The organism is Herbaspirillum sp. GW103 (assembly GCF_000261365.1).
GTDB lineage: Bacteria > Pseudomonadota > Gammaproteobacteria > Burkholderiales > Burkholderiaceae_D > Herbaspirillum.
In genome coordinates this window covers 42,433-60,487 of the sequence record NZ_AJVC01000001.1, presented here as the reverse complement: position 1 = coordinate 60,487, position 18,055 = coordinate 42,433, and the positions used below count along the sequence as shown (strand labels likewise).

Below are 18,055 nucleotides of genomic sequence, written 5' to 3'. Positions count from 1 at the left end.
CCATGAGCCTCAACACCGCGCCCAATCTGACGCACCCCGATGACTTCTACGAAGCCCTCATCGAAATCCATCGCGGCCTGGACGATGCCGCCAGCCAGGACCTCAATGCCCGCCTGATCCTGCTGCTGGCCAACCACATCGGCGGCCACGACGTGCTGATCGAGGCCATGCAGCGCGCCCGCGCCGGCCTGGCCCCGGCAGCCTCGGCGACGCTGGCCGAAGCGGCCTGAGTCATATCCATCCTTCCTCGACATCCACAAGAGCGCCGCCACAGGCGCCTATCCAACGGAGACATTCATGATGACCCCATCCCAGGGCGCCGGCACGCTGGCCGCCCCTTCCGCGCTCGATCTGGGCGTGGCGGCCGAAGACGCGATTTATCGCAAGGTCTGGCTGCGCATCATTCCCTTTCTCTTCATCTGTTACGTAGTGTCCTTCCTGGACCGTATCAACATCGGCTTCGCCCAGTTGCAGATGAAGCAGGATCTCGGCTTCAGCGACGCCATGTATGGTCTGGGCGCGGCCGTGTTCTATGTCGGCTACGTCCTGTGCGAAGTGCCCAGCAACATGCTGCTGGCACGTTTTGGCGCACGCCGCACCTTTTCCCGCATCATGGTGCTGTGGGGGCTGGCATCGGTGGGCATGATGGCGGTCAACGATGCCACGCACTTCTACATCCTGCGCTTCCTGCTGGGCGTATTCGAAGCCGGTTTCTTCCCCGGCATCGTGCTCTATCTCAGCTACTGGTTTCCGGCGCAGCGCCGCGCGGCGGTAATGGCGATCTTCTTTGCCGGGGTGGCGGTGGCGGGGGTATTGGGCGGACTGGTCTCGGGCTGGATCATGCGTGACATGGCTGGCGTGATGGGTCTGTATGGCTGGCAGTGGATGTTTGCCATCGAAGGTGCACCAGCGGTGGTGCTGGGCCTGCTGGTGATTTTCCTGCTTCCCGACGGACCGGCACAGGCCAGGTGGCTGACCCCGCAAGAAGCCGGTTTTCTGCAGACCCGCCAAAACCAGGAAGCGCTGCGTACCCATCATGTGAGACCGCATTCGCTGATGGCGCTCAGGCAGGCGCTGTCGCATCCTCAGACCTACCTGTTCGCCTTCATCTACTTTGCGCTGACCTGCGGCTCGCTCACGCTGAACTTCTGGATGCCACTGATGATTCGCGACTTCGGCATCAAGGATGTGGTCGAGGTCTCGCTCTATACGGTCATCCCCAACGCCATCGGCGCCATCGGCCTGATCCTGATCGCGCGCCGCTCGGACCGCCGCAACGAGCGTCACGGCCACTTCCTGGTGTGCACCACCGGCGGTGCGCTGGCGCTGGCCGCGCTGACCCTGCATCCTTCCAGCTTTGCGGTCTCGCTGGGACTGCTGTCGATGGCGGCGGTGCTGATCTTTGCGGCCCTGCCGATCTTCTGGTCGCTGCCGCCCGGACTGCTCCCGAGCCAGACCATCGCACCGGGCATCGCCTTCATCTCCAGCGTGGGCATCACCAGCGGCATCGTCAGCCCCTGGCTGATCGGTCTGGTCAAGACGCGCACCGGCAATATCGATATCGCGCTGTATATCCTGGCGGGATTGCTGTTGCTCAGTGGCTTGACGATGTGGACGATGATTCCACGCAGAGCGACGCAGGAAGGGCCGCAGCATCGCGCCTGAAACGATCCGGCGGTCCGGGGAGAAAAGCCGTCCTGCGAGAGCAGGGCGGCTTTTTTTACTATCGACATGCGAGACGCATCGGATCGCGTACGGTTCGCGTCAGCCGGGATGACAGTCCGTGCGTTAAGCGTCCACCCGGTAGCGTCAGGCAGTCAAGCAAATGTTGGCATCCGGGAAGGTGGTCAAGAAACTGTCAGAATTCCTTGCTACAGTGGCGCCGCCGGTCCCGGGGGGCGACTGATCCATCAGGCAGGGATCGCGCACGACCGGATTGAAGCCGTTGACCACGTCTTGCCCAGCCACGAACGCTACCACCGCGACCAACACCAACACCGCCATCCAGCCTCGCCGCCATGACAATGAAGACCACCTCGCCGCAACTGACGGCCTATGAAGAAGTCAAGCCTGGCTTCGGCTGGATCGATGCGCTGGTGCTGGCGGTGCTGTTCGGCCTGCTGTGGAGCGCGCTGCACTTCGGCCGTGGCATGCTGGTGCACTTCGACCCGTCCGACCAGCTGGAGGTCGACAGCTCGCCCGCCATGATCCCCTATTACGCCGGCCGCACCCTGCTGCGCATGTGGATCGCCTTTGCTTTCTCGCTCTTCTTCGCCATCGGCACCGGCTACCTGGCCGCCAAGAGCCGCCGTGCGCGCGCCCTCATCCTGCCTGCGCTGGACATCCTGCAATCGGTGCCGGTGCTGGGTTTCCTCTCGGCCACCGTGGCCGGTTTCATGGCGCTGTTCCCGGGTAGCCTGATGGGCGTGGAATGCGCGGCCATCTTCGCCATCTTCACCGGCCAGGTGTGGAACATGGCCTTCGGCTTCTATCACTCCATGGTCACCATCCCGACCGACATGCAGGAAGCCGCTACCACCTATCGCCTGACCGCCTGGCAGCGCTTTCGCACCGTGGAGCTGCCGGCATCGGCACACAGCCTGATCTGGAACTCGATGATGTCCTTCGGCGGCGGCTGGTTCTTCGTGGCGCAGAGCGAAGCCATCAGCGTCATGAACAAGGATCTGAAGCTGCCCGGCCTGGGTTCCTACATGGCGCAGTCCATCGCCCAGGGCGACCATACGGCAGCACTGTGGGCGGTCATCGCCATGCTGGCGCTGATCCTGGTGAGCGACCAGCTGGTGTGGCGGCCACTGCTGGCCTGGGCCGACAAGTTCAAGATCGAACTGACCGAATCGAGCTCGCCGCCGACCTCTTGGGTGTATGACCTGCTGCGCGGTTCCTACGTCTTTACCTGGCTCGATGAGAAATGCTGGCAGCCGCTGGGTGACTGGCTGGCGCGTCATCGTCCCGCCACCTCGGCAGCGCTCACGCCGGCGCGCATCACCCGCCAACGCTGGACCAAACGCGTGTTGACCGGCGCGATCTGCGGCCTGCTGATCTTCGAAGCCCTGCGCGGACTGGTCGCGGCCATCGATGCGCTGCACGGCGCGATGAGCTGGAGCCTGTTCGGTCACATCGTCTGGCTGGGCTTCCTGACCATGCTGCGGGTGCTGGCCATGACCGTCATCGCCACCCTGATCTGGACCCCGGTGGGGGTATGGATAGGCTCCAAGCCGCACATCGCCCGCTTCGCGCAACCGCTGGCGCAGATCGGCGCATCCTTCCCCGTCAACATGACCTTCCCGCTGGTGGTGGGCTGGTTCGTCGCGGCCAACGTCAGCATGAACTGGGGCAGCATCCTGTTGATCGCCATGGGCACGCAGTGGTACATCCTCTTCAACGTGATCGCCGGCGCCATGGCCATTCCCAACGACTTGAAGGAAGCCGCACGCATGTACGGACTGTCACGCTGGAACCTGTGGAAGACGCTGATCCTGCCGGCCATCTTCCCGTTCTGGGTGACCGGTGCATGTACCGCCGCCGGGGGGGCCTGGAACGCCTCCATCGTGGCCGAGCTGGCCAGTTGGGGGGATGTCTCGCTCAAGGCCGATGGCCTGGGCGCCTATATTTCGGCAGTCACCAAGTCCGGTGACACGCCTCTCATCATCGCCAGCATCGGCGTGATGTCGATGTTCGTCGTGCTGATGAACAAGTTTGTCTGGCGTCGCCTGTATGCCTTCGCCGAACGCCGTTTCCGCCTCGATTGATCGTGAGCCAACCCATGACACCCTCGCAACAACGCCCTGCCGTCGCCGAACTGTGCGCGGTCAGCAAATCCTACAATACCGCCGGCGGCCACGAGCTCAAGGTGCTCGACAACATCGACCTGGCCGTCCACGAAGGCGAACTGCTGGCGCTGCTGGGCCAGTCCGGCTCGGGCAAGTCGACCATCCTGCGCTGCCTGACCGGCCTGGTGGAACCCAGCTCGGGCCACACCATGGCCGCCGGCAAACAGCTCAATGGTGTCAATCGTGATGCGTCGGTGGTGTTCCAGACCTTCGCCCTCTATCCCTGGCTGACCGTGGAACAGAACGTGGCCGTAGGCCTGATGTCGCACAATCCGACCCGCGAGGAACGCGACGCGGCGGTCGACCGCGCCATCGAACTGATCGGCCTGGGCAACTACCATAGCGCCTATCCGCGCGAACTCTCGGGCGGCATGCGCCAGCGCGTGGGCATTGCACGGGCGCTGGTCTCCAAGCCCAAGCTCTTGTGCCTGGACGAAGCCTTCAGCGCCCTGGACGTGCTGACCGCCGAAAACCTGCGCCAGGAACTCATCAGCCTGTGGCGCGCACCGGACAGCGGCCTGACCTCCATCTTCATGGTTACCCACAACATCGAGGAAGCGGTGGAAATGGCCACCCGCATCGTCGTGGTGTTCCCGCGTCCGGGTCGCCTGGGTCTGGTGCTGGAGAACCCGCTACCCTATCCGCGCGACTCCAAGAGCCCGGAATTCCAACGTCTGGTCAACATCATCCACGAAGCCATCACCACCCTGACGCTGCCCGACCTGCCGCCGGAAGTGCACGTGCCGGGTGAGCCGATCTCGCGCGGACGCAAGCGCATGGAATCCATCCCGCTGATCCCGGTGGGGCAGATCCTGGGCCTGATGAGCCTGTTGAACGACGAACCGGAGTTGAACAACATCTACGACATCTCCGACGAGATCGGCAAGGAATTCGGCGAGACCATCGCTACCGTGAAGGCCGCAGAGATCCTGGAACTGGTGGACACCCCCAAGCAGGAGGTCTACCTGACCGATCTCGGCCGCCGCTTCGTGGCGGCCGACCGCCAGGGACAGCGCGCCATCTTTGCCGAGCAGGTCTACAAGCTGCGCATCTTCCACATCATCCTGGCGGTGCTGGGCGAGGCCGAGGAGATCGAGGCCGAGCGCGTATTGAAGGACATCGGCAGCGCCCTGCCCTATGACAATCCCGAAAAGACCTTCGAGACCATGATCGCCTGGGGCCGCTATGCCGGTCTCATGGATTACAACGCCAAGAGCGGCATGGTGTTCGTGCCCAAGGACGAGGACGAGGACGACGGCCCCCAAGGCTGAGTGCCGTCCCCCTGCCGGTTCGCTCTCTCGGTATCGGTCTCAGTGCAGGGCCGCCAGCGGCGCGCTCTGCAAGGCCGGTGCCGTCGGGCTTGCGGGTGCGTTGTCGGTCATGGTCGAGGCATCCTGGCGAATCTTGAAGACCGACACCACCTTCAGCAAACCCGAGGCCTGCTGCGACAGCGACTGCGCCGCCGCACTGGCCTGTTCCACCAGCGCTGCATTCTGCTGGGTCACCTGATCCATCTGCACGATGGCGGTATTGATCTGCTCGATACCGCTGCCCTGCTCCTGGGTGGCAGTGGAAATCTCGTTCATGATCTCGCCGAAGCGCTGCACCGAAGCCACGATGCCGCTCATCTGCTGACCGGCGCTGGCCACCAGTTGCGAGCCCGCCCCCACGTGTGCCATCGATTCACCGATCAGATCCTTGATCTCCTTGGACGCCACGGCGCTGCGTTGTGCCAGCGAGCGCACCTCCGAGGCCACCACCGCAAAGCCGCGCCCCTGCTCGCCGGCGCGGGCCGCTTCCACAGCCGCATTCAAGGCGAGGATATTGGTCTGGAAGGCGATGCCTTCGATCACGCCGATGATGTCGGCCATCTTGCCGGAACTGGCCGAAATCTTGTCCATGGTCGAGACCACGCGATCAAAGGCTTCGCTGCCGCTGGCGGCCGTCTGCGCGGCACCGCCCGAGAGGCGCAAGGCTTCGCTGGCATGGCTGGTGTTCTGGCGCACGGTGGTGGTCAGCTCTTCCATGCTGGCGGCGGTTTCCTCCAGCGAGGCCGCTTGTTCTTCCGTACGTTGCGAGAGGTCGAAATTGCCCTGGGCAATCTGGCCACTGGCCACCGAAATCGTCTCGGCCGCCGACTTGATGCCGTGTGCGATTACGTTCAACTGATAACGCATCTGCTCGATCGACGCCATGAGGCTGGCGCCGTCGCCCTCGCGCAGACGCACCGTGGCCGTGAGATCGCCCGAGGCAATCTCGCGCGCGACGGCCTGCGCTTCCGATGGTTCGGCCCCCAGCTGGCGCAGGATGCTGCGCGCGATCATCGCCGAGGCGACCACGCCTGCGAGCAAGGCCAGCGCCACTGCGCTGAGCATGATGGAACGAAGCCAGGCATAGGTGCTGCGGGCACTGGCGGCTGCGTCGTCATTGAGCTGGTCTTCGAATTCGGCCAGCTCAGTCAGCGACTTGATCCAGGCCTGCTGCTTGGGCCGCACTTCGGTGATGAGCACCTTGACGGCATCGGCCGGCTGGTTATCCAGCCCCAATTGCAGCGCCTTGGCCATCAACGGCACGGCGGCCGCCTCGTCGGACCTGATCTGGGCCAGCAACTGTTTCTCGCGCTCGCTGGTGGCCGCTTCGGTGTTGAACATCTTGTCCAGCGCGAGCAAGGCATCGCCATAGATCTTTTCCTGGCGCGCCAGCGTCTGCGCTTCCACGCGCATGCCTTCCTGGTCATCGAGCAGGGCAATGTTGCGAATGGCGATGGCGCGCTGGCTCAGTGCGTTGCGCATGGTGGCAACCAGCCTGGTTTCGGCATTGTTGACGGAGGTGATGTCGCTGAGGGCATCATTGATGCGCGACATGCCCGCCATGCCCAGCAAGGAAATGCCCAACAGAAACACGAGAATCAGGCCGAAGCCCAATGCCAGCCTGGTCACGACTTTCAACTTGCCCATGGTATTGCCCCCTTTTGTGGTATCCCCCGGCCGATGCAGGATGAGGCCGGAGAGAGTTGGACGGAGCTTGCAAGGGTGGACTGCGAAACCTGAACGCTTGAGTGGGGCGAGGAGGATGAAACGGGACGCTGTTGTGCTTGTAATTCGCCCTGAGTGGCAGTCGGCACGCCGGCAAGCAGAAGCAGTCTATGCTCCCGCCTGCCGGGACAAAGCGAGAATCAACGAGGATTTAAGGGCTCACTAAAAAGTTACCAATTCAGGTACATTTCAGTCAATAACGAGTTCCGGGGGGCTTGACGTTTTCTGCAGCATGGCTCGCAAATGCAGATCAGGCGGGCGATTGCGCCTTGCGACGCAGGCGGCTGGCGCTCACTGCCGTAGCCAGCGCGGTGGCCAGGACCGCGACCCACAGGGCAAGACGGATCGCCTCGCCATCCTGCGTCGCACTCATCTTGAGCTCACCTTGGGCCACCGCACCGGCGGTGTAGATCGCCAGGATCGTGCCCAGCATGGCCGCGCCCAGGCACTGGCCGAAGGTACGCATGATGGCCAGCACGCCCGAGGCATTGCCACTGCGCTCGCGGGTGACATTGGAGAGCATCTCGCGATTGTTGGGGCTCTGGAAGAAACCGAAACCCATGCCGCACACCAGTGCACGCCAGCCGATGTCCCAGGCCTGGGCGTGATCGGGCAGCAAGGCCAGCAAGCCCAGCCCGACCGTAAAGAGCGCCAGGCCCAGGCTCGACAGCAACGCCGGAGAATGACGGTCGGCCAGCTTGCCTGCATGCGGCGCCACCAGCACGATACCCAGCGGCCACGGGGTGAACAGTGCTGCCGATTCAAAGGCGGTGTATCCATAGCCGTTCTGGAACAGGAAGGGCAAGGCCACGAAAGCGATGCCCTGCCCCACGAAGGACGCCAGCGAGGTCAGTGCGGCCAGCGAGAAACGTGCATTGGCAAAGATGTCCAGCGGCAACAGCGGTTCCGGTACACGGCGCTGGCCGCGCACGAAGGCGGTACCGGCCAGCAGCGCCACCAGGGCGTAGGCTGCCGCCTCCAGCATGGCGTGGGTACCCTGGCCCGGTTCGGCAAAGCGCGCACAGGTATCGGCCGCCATGATGATGGCGCCCATGGCCAGCGCCGACCACAGCGCACCGGCCACGTCGAAGGGCGCCTGCGCCGGCTTGCGTGTTTCCGGAATGGCGCTCCACGACAGCAGCACGGCGAGGATGCCCAGCGGCACGTTGATGAGGAAGATCCATTCCCAGCCCAGCGCAGCCAGCAAGGTGCCGCCCAGTACCGGACCGATGGCGGTACTGGCCGCCACCAGCACGGCATTGAGGCCGAGGATGCGCCCCAGCAGGCGGTTGGGAAAGACGGTGCGATGAATGGCCGGCGCAATGCTCAGCATGGCTGCACCGCCCAGGCCCTGCAACACGCGCATGGCAATGAGCAGGTCCACCGAATGCGACAATGCACAGCCCAGCGAGGCCAGCGTGAAGACAGCCAGCCCCGCCGTGAACTGGGAGCGGAAGCCCAGTCGCGACGACAAGGCGGCGAAGGCGGCCAGCGTCATGGCCGTAGCCAGCAGGTAGGCATTGGCGACCCATACCGAGGCGGCGGCAGAGGTCTGCAGGGCCTGGCTGATCTGCGGGAGGGCCACGTTGATGATGGTGCCGTCGAAGACGGCCATGGTGGTGGCCGTCATCACGGCCAGCATGGCGCGGCGGCGCTGTACGCCCGGCAGGCCTTCGTCGCCGGGCAGATCGGAAAAGAGTGACATGGAGATCGCTTGTGAAGATCGAATCAGGTCTTCACTATAGCCAGCCGCGAGACAAGGCGGAAGACGCACGGCCTGCATTGGATCATTGCATGCAACGCCATGTCTCCAATCATGTCTGCCACCGCATGCTAGGATGCCGTCATGCCCGATACCGACCTCAACCTGCTGATCGCCCTCGATGCCCTCATCGCCGAAGCCAGCGTGGCCGGGGCTGCGCGCCGCCTGGGCCTGAGTGCCTCGGCCATGAGCCGCACCCTGACCCGCCTGCGCCAGGCCACCGGCGACCAGTTGCTGGTACGGGCCGGACGACAGATGGTGCTGACTCCCTGCGCAGAAGCCCTGCGCGAACGGGTGCGCAATGTAGTGCACGAAGCCCGATCGGTCTTGCGTCCCTCGGTACCGGAACTGGACCTGGCCCGGCTGGAGCGGGATTTCACCCTGCGCGCCAATGAAGGCTTCATCGAAGCCTGCGGTGCCGCACTCATCAGTGCCGTGGCGGCAGAGGCCCCGCTGGTGCGGCTGCGCTTCGCGCCCAAGGTGGAGCGCAGTCCGCTGCCACTGCGCGAAGGCAGTGCCGACATCGAGATCGGCGTGGCCAGCGAGATGGGACCGGAGGTGCGTCTGCAAACCCTGTTTCGTGATCGCTTCGTGGGTGCGGTACGCATCGGACATCCATTGGCCGCCTTGCGCCGCGTCAGTGCCGAGCGCTATTGCGCCCACGAGCATGTGAGCGCCTCGCCACGAGGCGAGCGCAACGGCCCCATCGATGCCGCGCTGGCCGGGCGCGGCCTGGTGCGCAAGGTGGTGGCAGTCGTGCCCAGCTTTCCGGGCGCGCTGGCGGTGGTGCGTTGCTCCGACCTGGTGACCATGGTGCCCTACTCCTTCCTGACCCAGGCGGGGGCACCGCGCAAGGATGGCAGTGCCTCCGGCATCCATCTGTTCGAACTGCCGGTGGCCACCGACCCCATCATCGTCTCGCTGATGTGGCATCCCCGCGTGGAGCTGGACCCGGCCCATCGCTGGCTGCGCGACAAGGTGCGCGCGGTCTGCGCCGGGCTGGAGCAGCGTGGCCCCAAGGGCCGTCCCGGCTGAACCCTCTTTCTGAAAGCATCCCATGCAGCTGCAAGGCATCCATCATGTGGCCCTCATCTGTTCCGACTATGCGGCCTCCCGCGCGTTCTACGTCGATCTGCTGGGCCTGCGCGTGATTGCCGAACATTACCGCGAGGCACGCGACTCGTGGAAACTGGACCTGGGCCTGCCCGACGGTACGCAGATAGAACTGTTCTCCTTCCCCGCCCCACCGTCGCGTCCTTCGCGTCCCGAGGCCTGCGGTCTGCGCCATCTGTCCTTTTCGGTCGCCGACGTCGCCGCCAGCAAGGCCGAACTGGAAGCCCGTGGCGTGGTCGTGGAAGAGATCCGCGTGGATGAATACACGGGCCGGCGCTTCACCTTCTTCGCCGACCCGGATGGCCTGCCGCTGGAATTGTATGAAGTGTCGCGCTGAACCACCCCCTCTGCAAGCCTCGCTGCACCTGATGTTGCGGGGCATGGTGCAGAAAACGTCAAGGCGCGATGCGCGCACTGCAAGGGCAAGGGCTATACTCGCGCTGCATCGCTGACCGGCCCGCCTTCCTGCCCTCATCCTCTCCATGCAAAACCTCAAGACTTCCGCCTTCTCACGCCTGAATTCCACCACCCTCCTGGGGGCGGCCGTGGTACTGGGCATGCTCTACTTCGGCCGCGACATCCTGGCCCCGCTGGCAGTGGCCGGCATTGCCAGCCTGATCATCCTGCCGCTGGTGAGGAAGCTCGCCGCCCTGGGCCTGAACCGGGCTGCCGCCGCCATGGTATCGGTGCTGCTGGTGGGCGGCTGCCTGGTGGCACTGGCGGTGGTGCTGACCTTCCAGCTGGTGAGCGTAACCAGCGATCTGCCGCAATACCGCGAAGCCATCCAGGACAAGGTAGAAAGCGTGCGTGCCATGACCGAGCGTCCCTTCGCCCGGCTGGAGGCCGAACTGAGCGCGGTGATCCCGCAGCCGCTGCCGGAGAGCGCGCGCAGCGGCAAGAAGAACAGTCGTGCCGCCGCTGCAGCAGCAGCCGCCGCCGCGCCCGAAACCGATACCCGCATGTCGGTGCGCGGGGCCTTGCGGCGCCTCTTTGCGCTGGCCTGGGGACCGATCGGCCAGGCCGGCATCGTGCTGGTCTTGCTGGTGTTCATCCTGCTGGAACAGGAATCCCTGCGCGAACGCCTGATCCGCCTGGCCGGGCTGACCGAGATGAGCCGCACCATGCAGGCACTGGGCGATGCGGCAGAGGGCGTATCGCGTTTCTTCTTTTCACAGTTCCTGGTCAACCTGGTGTTCGGCCTCATCATGGGTGCGGTGCTGGCCGCCGGGGGCGTACCGCATGCGGTGCTCTGGGGCGCGCTGGCCGGGGTGCTGCGCTTCGTCCCCTACCTGGGTGCACTGGCCTCGGGCCTGATGATCTCGATCTTCATCGCCGCCATCGATCCGGGCTGGTGGCTGGCGCTGTCTTTCCTGGCGTTCTATGTGGGGCTGGAAGTGATCGTGGCCAATTTCATCGAACCGCGCGTGTATGGTCACAGCTCGGGCCTCTCGCCGCTGGCGGTGATCGTCTCGGCGCTGTTCTGGGGCACGCTGTGGGGGCCCATCGGCCTGCTGCTCTCCACTCCGCTGACGCTGTGCCTGGTGGTGGCCGGGCGCCATGTGTCGGCCCTGGAACCGATCACCATCCTGCTGGGCGAGGCGCCCGACATGACACACGCCGAGCGTTTCTACCAGCGTGCCCTGGCCGGTGAATCGGACGCCATCATCCGCGATGCCCGCACGCATCTGCAGAAGCAGAGCTTTGCCAAGTACTGCGACCAGATCCTGCTGCCCGGCCTGGCCCTGGCGGCGCTGGATTTGCGCCATGGTCGCATCGAAGGAGCGCAGCAGGAGCGTCTGCTGCATGCGGTCTCGCAGTTGACCGAAGTGCTCACGCAAAGTCCCGGCGCGCCGCGCAGCCTGCGTCGGCGCCGCGAGGTACCTCTGCTCAACAGCAGCGTCGGTGCGCATCTGCGTGAACTGCGCCAGGCGCGGCTGGGACGCTGGCAGGGTTCGCTGGATGTGCCGCAAGGGTCGGTGGTGCTGTGCGGTGGCTTGCGCCATGAGCGCGATGACCTGCTCTCCGAACTGCTGGTGCATGCGTTGCGCGTGACCGGCATCGATGCCCGCAGCATCACGCTGGACCAGCCCGAGGAAGGACCGCCCGATACCAGCAAGGCCGAACTGGTGTCCATCGTGTTCCTGGTCTATCCGGTGCGAGAGAAACTGGACGCCTGGATGGGGGTAGTACGCGACCTGCGCGAGAACCTGCCGCATGCGCTGCTGGTAACGATTCGTCCGTCCTTCTTCAACGAGGAAGTCGAGGCCGCGACCGTGAAGGAACAGGTGGACATGGTGCTGTCGTCCTTCGAGGAAGGGCTGGCATTTGCGTCTACGCACATGCGGCCGGCAATCAAGGTCTGAGCCTGGCCAGACGCAGCAAAAAAAAATCGCCCGGCTTGCACCGGGCGATTTTTTTGGCAGCGGTGACCGGCGACGGCCACGTACGATCAGCGCTTCAACTGCGACAGATCACGCACGGCACCACGATCGGCCGAGGTGGTCAGCGCGGCATAAGCCTGCAGTGCCTGCGAAACCACGCGCTGGCGGTTGCCCGGCTGCCACGCGGCATCGCCACGGGCTTCCATGTCGGCGCGACGCTTGGCCAGTTCTTCACCGGAAATGCGCAGGTTGATGCTGCGGTTGGGGATGTCGATGTCGATCATGTCGCCCTCTTCCACCAGACCGATGGCACCGCCTTCAGCCGCTTCCGGCGAAGCATGGCCAATCACCAGGCCGGAGGAACCACCGGAGAAACGACCATCGGTGAACAGCGCGCAAGCCTTGCCGAGACCCTTGGACTTGATGTACGAAGTCGGGTACAGCATTTCCTGCATGCCGGGGCCGCCCTTGGGACCTTCGTAGCGCACGATGACCACGTCGCCGGCCTTGACCTTGTCGCCCAGGATGCCTTCGACGGCGGCGTCCTGGCTCTCGAAGACACGTGCGGTGCCGGAGAACTTCAGGATGCTTTCATCCACGCCTGCGGTCTTGACGATGCAGCCCTTCTCGGCGATGTTGCCGTACAGGACCGCCAGGCCGCCATCTTGAGAATAGGCGTGTTCGCGATCACGGATGCAGCCGTTGGCGCGATCCAGGTCGCTGTCTTCAAAACGCTCTTCCTGCGAGAAGGCCACTTGCGTCGGCACACCACCGGGGGCGGCGCGGAACAGCTTGTGCACGGCCGGATCGCTGGTGACGCGGATGTCGAATTTCTCGATGGCTTCACCCAGGGTCTTGCTGTGCACGGTCGGACGCGAAGTGTCCAGCAGGCCGGCACGGGCCAACTCACCGAGGATGGAGATGATGCCACCGGCGCGGTGCACGTCTTCGATGTGGTACTTGTTGGTCATCGGCGCGACCTTGCACAGGCAGGGAACACGGCGCGAAATGCGGTCGATGTCGGCCATGGTGAATTCCACCTTGGCTTCGTGGGCTGCGGCCAGGAGGTGCAGCACGGTGTTGGTGGAGCCGCCCATGGAGACGTCCAGGGTCATGGCGTTTTCCCAGGTTTCCTTGGTGCAGATGTTGCGCGGAAGGATGCTGTAGTCATCCTGTTCATAGTGGCGCTTGGCCAGTTCGACGATCAGGCGGCCGGCGCGCAGGAACAGTTCCTTGCGGTCGGCGTGGGTGGCGACGATGGTGCCATTGCCCGGCAGCGACAGGCCCAGCACTTCGGTCAGGCAGTTCATCGAGTTGGCGGTGAACATGCCCGAGCAGGAACCGCAGGTCGGACAGGCCGAGCGCTCCACTTCGGCCACGTCGGCATCCGAGATGTTCTTGTCGCCGGCCTGGATCATGGCGTCGACCAGGTCCAGCTTGATGACCTTCTTGTCGGTGTTGACGGTCTTGATGACCTTGCCGGCCTCCATCGGACCACCGGAGACGAAGACCACGGGGATGTTCAGGCGCATGGCGGCCATGAGCATGCCCGGGGTGATCTTGTCGCAATTGGAGATGCAGACCATGGCGTCGGCGCAGTGGGCGTTGACCATGTATTCGACCGAATCGGCAATCAGGTCGCGCGAGGGCAGCGAGTACAGCATGCCGTCGTGGCCCATGGCGATGCCGTCATCCACGGCGATGGTGTTGAATTCCTTGGCCACGCCGCCAGCCGCCTCGATCTCGCGCGCCACCAGCTGGCCCAGGTCCTTCAGGTGCACGTGACCCGGCACGAACTGGGTGAAGGAGTTCACGACCGCGATGATGGGCTTGGTGAAATCGCCATCCTTCATGCCGGTGGCACGCCACAGCGCACGCGCGCCGGCCATGTTGCGGCCTTGGGTAGTGGTATAGGAACGATAGGTCGGCATGATGGGTGTCTCCTCAGGGCTGCTTAGGGAAAAAGGGAGCACAAGAGTGCCTCCGAGGAGAGTGTTTGTCCAATATATAATTCGATGCGTATTAATATCCAACAGATATTAATACGCATCGGCACAAATATTCCTCGTCAGAAACAGAAAGGCCCGCAACAACGCGGGCCAGTCGCTTTCTCCATGCACTGCGCGCTCAGGCTTCGTCCCCCGCCTTGCGTACCGTGATCGGCTCCACTACGCTCAACAGCAGCACCAGGCACAGCAGCGAAGTGCCGACCATGTAAAGGAAGACACTGCTCCAGTCATAGCGGTCCAGCAGCATTCCCACGGCCAGGGGTGCACAGGCGCCACCGATCTGGCCCAGCGAATTGACGATGCCGAACGCGGTCGGGTAGGTGGACTTGGTGGCCAGGCCCATGGGATAGGCCGAATAACCGGCAAAGCCGATCCCCAGCATCAGGCCCGACAACATCAGCATGGCGCCCAGATAGAGCACGCTGTCGGGCGCATCCACCAGCATGAGCGTCATCACGGCGGTACCCAGCGCGCCCAGCAGCATCATGGGCTTGCGGCGGCCACCCAGCAGGCGGTCCGAGATCACGCCCCCCAGCATGTTGCCCGCGACCGCACCGATGAACGGTGCCGAGGCAAGGAAACCCATCTTCACCGAAGCAAATCCCTTGACCGTGACCAGATAGGTCGGGATCCACGACATGAAGATATTGCTGATGCCGATCATGCAGCCATAGCCGAGAGCCACGCCGATCACGTTCCAGGACGTGAAGACCTGGCGCAAGGTCTCCAGGCGCGGCACACGACGGGTACGGTTGATGCCGTCCAGCCATGGCATCGGTGCCACCTGCGCACCCTGCCCCGCAACAGTGCCGGCGCTGGCCGCACCGGCCGACAGCTCCTGGGTGATGTAACGGCGCTCGGCCTCATTGCAGAAGCGGTTTTCGGCGGGCGAATTGGTCACCAGGAAGAACCACAGAATGGCCAGGAAGATGCCCGGCACCGCAAACACGTAAAAGATTTCGCGCCAGCCCCAGAGCTGGATGACGATGATGCACACCGTCGGCACGATCAGCGGACCCAGCTTGGAGGCCGCAATCCACAGTCCGGTAGCGGTCCCCTTTTCCTCCGGCGGGAACCAGCGATTGATGACGTTGGTACAGCCAATGCCCAGTGGCCCTTCCGACAAACCGAGACCGACACGGTAGAGCTGCAACAGCAGCACCGAGGAAGTCGTGCCCATGAGCCCGGTAAACAACGAGGTCAGCAACATGAAGACGGAAAACAGCATGCCGGTGGTCTTGGCACTCAGGCGCTTGTACATCAACCCGACCGGAATCTGCACCAGACCATAGGCAAACGAAAACAGACTCACGATCAGTCCGGCCTCGGTGTTGGAGATGCCGTACTCCTTTTTCATGTACGGCAGGGCGATGCCGAAATTGGCGCGATCGGCGCAGGCAATGGCCCAGATCAGGAAGATCAGGCCCATCACCACCCAACGGTAGCGGGTGGGTTTCTGCTCTGACAAACGGCTGGCCGCAGGGGCAGCAATTGCAGAGGAGGCGGTGGAACTATGGCGGCCGACGGGGTCGGCGGCGTCGACAGGATTCATCGTCGAACTCCTTTGGTGGCGTGTCTCGTGGTTATCGTTATGGTTGGCGGCAACGGCGTGGCGATGCGCCCGTGTCAGGAGGGCAGCGCGCGCTGCCTCCGGTGTGATCCCAGGTTCATGCTTGTCTCCAGTGCAGGTGGCGGGCTTTGTTGTGCGTCCCGCAAAGGGATCTGTTGGCGCCCGACGTTGATGGCGACCTTGCGTGTCTTGCAGGCCGACGCCGGGAATCATGGCCGTGCCCCTGCGTGGCGTCCAATCTTTTCTGGCTATCAGGTGATGTGCAGATTGAATCGATATTGATACCCGATCAGGTGCCATTTCCTGAATCAATTGATAGCCTTTTCGGATTGGACGTGCTGGCGGAATGCCCGCATCATCGCCCCGCATTGCCATCGAACGAGAAGGAGTTCTCCCATGAAACGCCACGTACTGCAGCTCAATCCCATCCTGGTTCCGGCCATCAATGACAAGCTGGAGAATCTCTATCACATGCACCGCCTGTTCGAGCAGGAGGACAAGGAAGCCTACATCGCACGCCACGGGGCCGTCATCGAAGGGGTCATCACCGGCGGCCATACCGGTATCAGCAACGCCCTCATGGATCGCCTGCCGGCCTTGAAGGTCGTGGCCGTCAATGGCGTAGGGACCGATGCAGTGGATCTGAACCATGCGCGCAGCAAGGGCTTGCCGGTCACTGGCACCTTCGGTGCACTGACCGAGGACGTGGCCGATCTGGCGCTGGGCCTGATGCTGGCGGTGAGTCGGCAGATCTGTCCGGGTCACGCCTTCGTGCAGCGCGGTGACTGGGTGCGCCATCCTTCGCCGACGGCGATTCCCCTCTCGCGTCGCCTCAGCGGCAAGCGCGTGGGCATCGTCGGCATGGGCAAGGTCGGCCGTGCCATCGCCCAGCGCGCAGCGGCCTTTGGCTGCCCCATCGCCTACACCGACCTGCGCGCCATGGACGACCTGCCCTACACGTTCCAACCGGCATTGCTGCAGCTGGCGCGCCAGAGCGATGTACTGGTGCTGGCCGCTGCCGCCGACAAGGCGCAGGGCATCATCAACGCCGCCGTCCTGGATGCGCTGGGACGCGAAGGCATTCTCATCAATATCGCGCGCGGCAAGCTGGTGGTGGAAGAGGATCTGGTGGATGCCCTGCAACGTGGCGTCATTGCCGGTGCGGGGCTGGATGTGTTCGTGGACGAACCCAACGTGCCGCCGGCCCTGCTGCAGATGGACCAGGTGGTGTTGCAGGCGCATCGCGCCAGCGCCACCGTGGAATCGCGCACGGCCATGGGCGAGATGGTGCTGGCCAGTCTGGCCCAAGGGCTGGCAGGACAGCGTCCCGAAGGTAGCCTGACCACCTGAATCCGACCACGGCCGCAGCGGGGAGCGGCCATGCCTATAATGCAGGCGCTCCCCTTACCGGCACATCCTCATGCTCGATCTGGCTCAAGTCCGTTGTTTCGTGGTCGCTGCGACCGAACTCAATTTCCGTCGTGCGGCGGCGTTGCTGAACATGACCCAGCCGCCTCTGTCACGCCAGATCCACCTGCTGGAACACCGGCTGGGTGTGCAGTTGTTCGAACGGGTGGGGCGCACGGTGCGGCTCACCACCGAAGGCCGGGTGTTCCTGGCCGACGCGTCGCGCCTGCTGCAATTGTCGGAACAGGCCGAGAGCACGGTACGCCGCGCCAGCCAGGGCAAGACCGGGCGCGTGCGGGTAGGCTTCACGGGCGCGGCCGGCTACGAGCTGATCCCGGAGTTGCTCATGCAGGCGCGCAAGAGCCTGCCCGAGATCGATGTGGTGCTGTTCGAACTGATTTCGGTGGCGCAGCTGGAAGCCTTTAGCGCCAACACCATCGATATCGGCTTCCTGCGCCCGGTATCGTCGCGCCAGCCGCTGGAGTTGCAGCTGGTCGATGAGGAACCGCTGGTGCTGGCCATGCCCCAGGGGCATGCGCTGGCGCTGCATGAACGCATCGCCACCACCCAGCTCGATGGTCAGCCCTTCATCATGCACTCCCCCACGCATGGCAAGTACTTTTACGAACGCATCATGGCCATGCTGGGCGCGGCGGACGTCAAACCGGATTTCACCCAGTACATCGACCAGAGCCATACCATCCTCTCACTGGTACGCGCCGGCCTGGGCGTTGGCATCCTGCCTGCCTCGGCACAGCGTTTCCATTACGATCGGGTGGAGTTCCGGCCACTGGCCGGGGAGGTGCCGCGTGCCGAGATGAGCATGGCGTGGCGTGCGGACCAGGACAATCCGGCGGTGACGGCCTTTCGCCTGATGGCCACCGGATACTGTGCCGAGCGCGCAGCACGACTGCGCCGGGCCTGAAC

General features: G+C 64.1%; 13 protein-coding genes. 9 read left to right on the top strand and 4 right to left on the bottom strand.

From position 1 onward, the window contains the following. The first annotated feature begins 2 nt into the window (after positions 1–2). From GWL_RS00255 to GWL_RS00235, 4 genes are all read left to right on the top strand, one after another. On the top strand, positions 3–230 hold the full coding sequence (locus GWL_RS00255; protein ID WP_008325340.1) for a DUF2783 domain-containing protein: 228 nt from the start codon (positions 3–5) through the stop codon (positions 228–230). A 67-nt stretch (positions 231–297) separates the two neighbouring features. Beyond that, a complete protein-coding gene (locus GWL_RS00250) occupies positions 298–1,665 on the top strand; it encodes an MFS transporter (RefSeq protein ID WP_008325338.1) in 1,368 nt (455 codons plus the stop codon). A 359-nt stretch (positions 1,666–2,024) separates the two neighbouring features. Continuing rightward, entirely contained in the window at positions 2,025–3,770 is a 1,746-nt protein-coding gene (locus tag GWL_RS00240; RefSeq protein ID WP_008325334.1) for an ABC transporter permease subunit, read from the top strand. Between the two features lie 14 nt (positions 3,771–3,784). Continuing rightward, positions 3,785–5,122, top strand: a complete 1,338-nt coding sequence (locus GWL_RS00235; RefSeq protein WP_008325332.1) for a nitrate/sulfonate/bicarbonate ABC transporter ATP-binding protein — start codon at positions 3,785–3,787, stop codon at positions 5,120–5,122. A gap of 39 nt (positions 5,123–5,161) precedes the next feature. On the opposite strand, the gene GWL_RS00230 is transcribed toward GWL_RS00235, so the two are convergent. Together GWL_RS00230 and GWL_RS00225 are read right to left on the bottom strand one after the other, a co-directional pair. After that, on the bottom strand, positions 5,162–6,808 hold the full coding sequence (locus tag GWL_RS00230; protein WP_008325330.1) for a methyl-accepting chemotaxis protein: 1,647 nt from the start codon (positions 6,806–6,808) through the stop codon (positions 5,162–5,164). A 328-nt stretch (positions 6,809–7,136) separates the two neighbouring features. Continuing rightward, positions 7,137–8,591, bottom strand: coding sequence for an MFS transporter (locus GWL_RS00225; protein ID WP_008325328.1), 1,455 nt, complete (start codon positions 8,589–8,591; stop codon positions 7,137–7,139). A gap of 141 nt (positions 8,592–8,732) precedes the next feature. Here GWL_RS00225 and GWL_RS00220 point away from each other — a divergent pair, with 141 nt between their 5' ends. From GWL_RS00220 to GWL_RS00210, 3 genes are all read left to right on the top strand, one after another. Further along, positions 8,733–9,683 carry a LysR family transcriptional regulator gene (locus tag GWL_RS00220; RefSeq protein WP_008325326.1) on the top strand — a complete coding sequence of 317 codons (951 nt, stop codon included), beginning with the start codon at positions 8,733–8,735 and terminating at the stop codon, positions 9,681–9,683. Between the two features lie 22 nt (positions 9,684–9,705). Further along, positions 9,706–10,098, top strand: a complete 393-nt coding sequence (locus GWL_RS00215) for a VOC family protein (protein ID WP_008325320.1) — start codon at positions 9,706–9,708, stop codon at positions 10,096–10,098. Positions 10,099–10,243: 145 nt separating this feature from the next. After that, entirely contained in the window at positions 10,244–12,124 is a 1,881-nt protein-coding gene (locus GWL_RS00210) for an AI-2E family transporter (protein WP_008325318.1), read from the top strand. Positions 12,125–12,210: 86 nt separating this feature from the next. On the opposite strand, the gene ilvD is transcribed toward GWL_RS00210, so the two are convergent. Together ilvD and GWL_RS00200 are read right to left on the bottom strand one after the other, a co-directional pair. Continuing rightward, positions 12,211–14,073 (bottom strand): dihydroxy-acid dehydratase, encoded by a 1,863-nt coding sequence (gene ilvD, locus GWL_RS00205; RefSeq protein ID WP_008325316.1) that lies wholly within the window; start codon positions 14,071–14,073, stop codon positions 12,211–12,213. 196 nt (positions 14,074–14,269) lie between these two features. After that, on the bottom strand, positions 14,270–15,703 hold the full coding sequence (locus tag GWL_RS00200) for an MFS transporter (RefSeq protein WP_008325314.1): 1,434 nt from the start codon (positions 15,701–15,703) through the stop codon (positions 14,270–14,272). 414 nt (positions 15,704–16,117) lie between these two features. Here GWL_RS00200 and GWL_RS00195 point away from each other — a divergent pair, with 414 nt between their 5' ends. Then, entirely contained in the window at positions 16,118–17,071 is a 954-nt protein-coding gene (locus GWL_RS00195) for a 2-hydroxyacid dehydrogenase (protein ID WP_008325312.1), read from the top strand. Between the two features lie 70 nt (positions 17,072–17,141). Next, positions 17,142–18,053, top strand: coding sequence for a LysR family transcriptional regulator (locus tag GWL_RS00190; protein ID WP_008325310.1), 912 nt, complete (start codon positions 17,142–17,144; stop codon positions 18,051–18,053). Positions 18,054–18,055 lie beyond the last annotated feature (2 nt).

Excerpts from the sequence above, each read along its gene's own strand:
- GWL_RS00255 (WP_008325340.1), top strand. The coding sequence starts at position 3 with ATGAGCCTCAACACCGCGCCCAATCTGACGCACCCCGATGACTTCTAC.
- GWL_RS00250 (WP_008325338.1), top strand. The coding sequence starts at position 298 with ATGATGACCCCATCCCAGGGCGCCGGCACGCTGGCCGCCCCTTCCGCG.
- GWL_RS00240 (WP_008325334.1), top strand. The coding sequence starts at position 2,025 with ATGAAGACCACCTCGCCGCAACTGACGGCCTATGAAGAAGTCAAGCCT.
- GWL_RS00235 (WP_008325332.1), top strand. The coding sequence starts at position 3,785 with ATGACACCCTCGCAACAACGCCCTGCCGTCGCCGAACTGTGCGCGGTC.
- GWL_RS00230 (WP_008325330.1), bottom strand. The coding sequence starts at position 6,808 with ATGGGCAAGTTGAAAGTCGTGACCAGGCTGGCATTGGGCTTCGGCCTG.
- GWL_RS00225 (WP_008325328.1), bottom strand. The coding sequence starts at position 8,591 with ATGTCACTCTTTTCCGATCTGCCCGGCGACGAAGGCCTGCCGGGCGTA.
- GWL_RS00220 (WP_008325326.1), top strand. The coding sequence starts at position 8,733 with ATGCCCGATACCGACCTCAACCTGCTGATCGCCCTCGATGCCCTCATC.
- GWL_RS00215 (WP_008325320.1), top strand. The coding sequence starts at position 9,706 with ATGCAGCTGCAAGGCATCCATCATGTGGCCCTCATCTGTTCCGACTAT.
- GWL_RS00210 (WP_008325318.1), top strand. The coding sequence starts at position 10,244 with ATGCAAAACCTCAAGACTTCCGCCTTCTCACGCCTGAATTCCACCACC.
- ilvD (WP_008325316.1), bottom strand. The coding sequence starts at position 14,073 with ATGCCGACCTATCGTTCCTATACCACTACCCAAGGCCGCAACATGGCC.
- GWL_RS00200 (WP_008325314.1), bottom strand. The coding sequence starts at position 15,703 with ATGAATCCTGTCGACGCCGCCGACCCCGTCGGCCGCCATAGTTCCACC.
- GWL_RS00195 (WP_008325312.1), top strand. The coding sequence starts at position 16,118 with ATGAAACGCCACGTACTGCAGCTCAATCCCATCCTGGTTCCGGCCATC.
- GWL_RS00190 (WP_008325310.1), top strand. The coding sequence starts at position 17,142 with ATGCTCGATCTGGCTCAAGTCCGTTGTTTCGTGGTCGCTGCGACCGAA.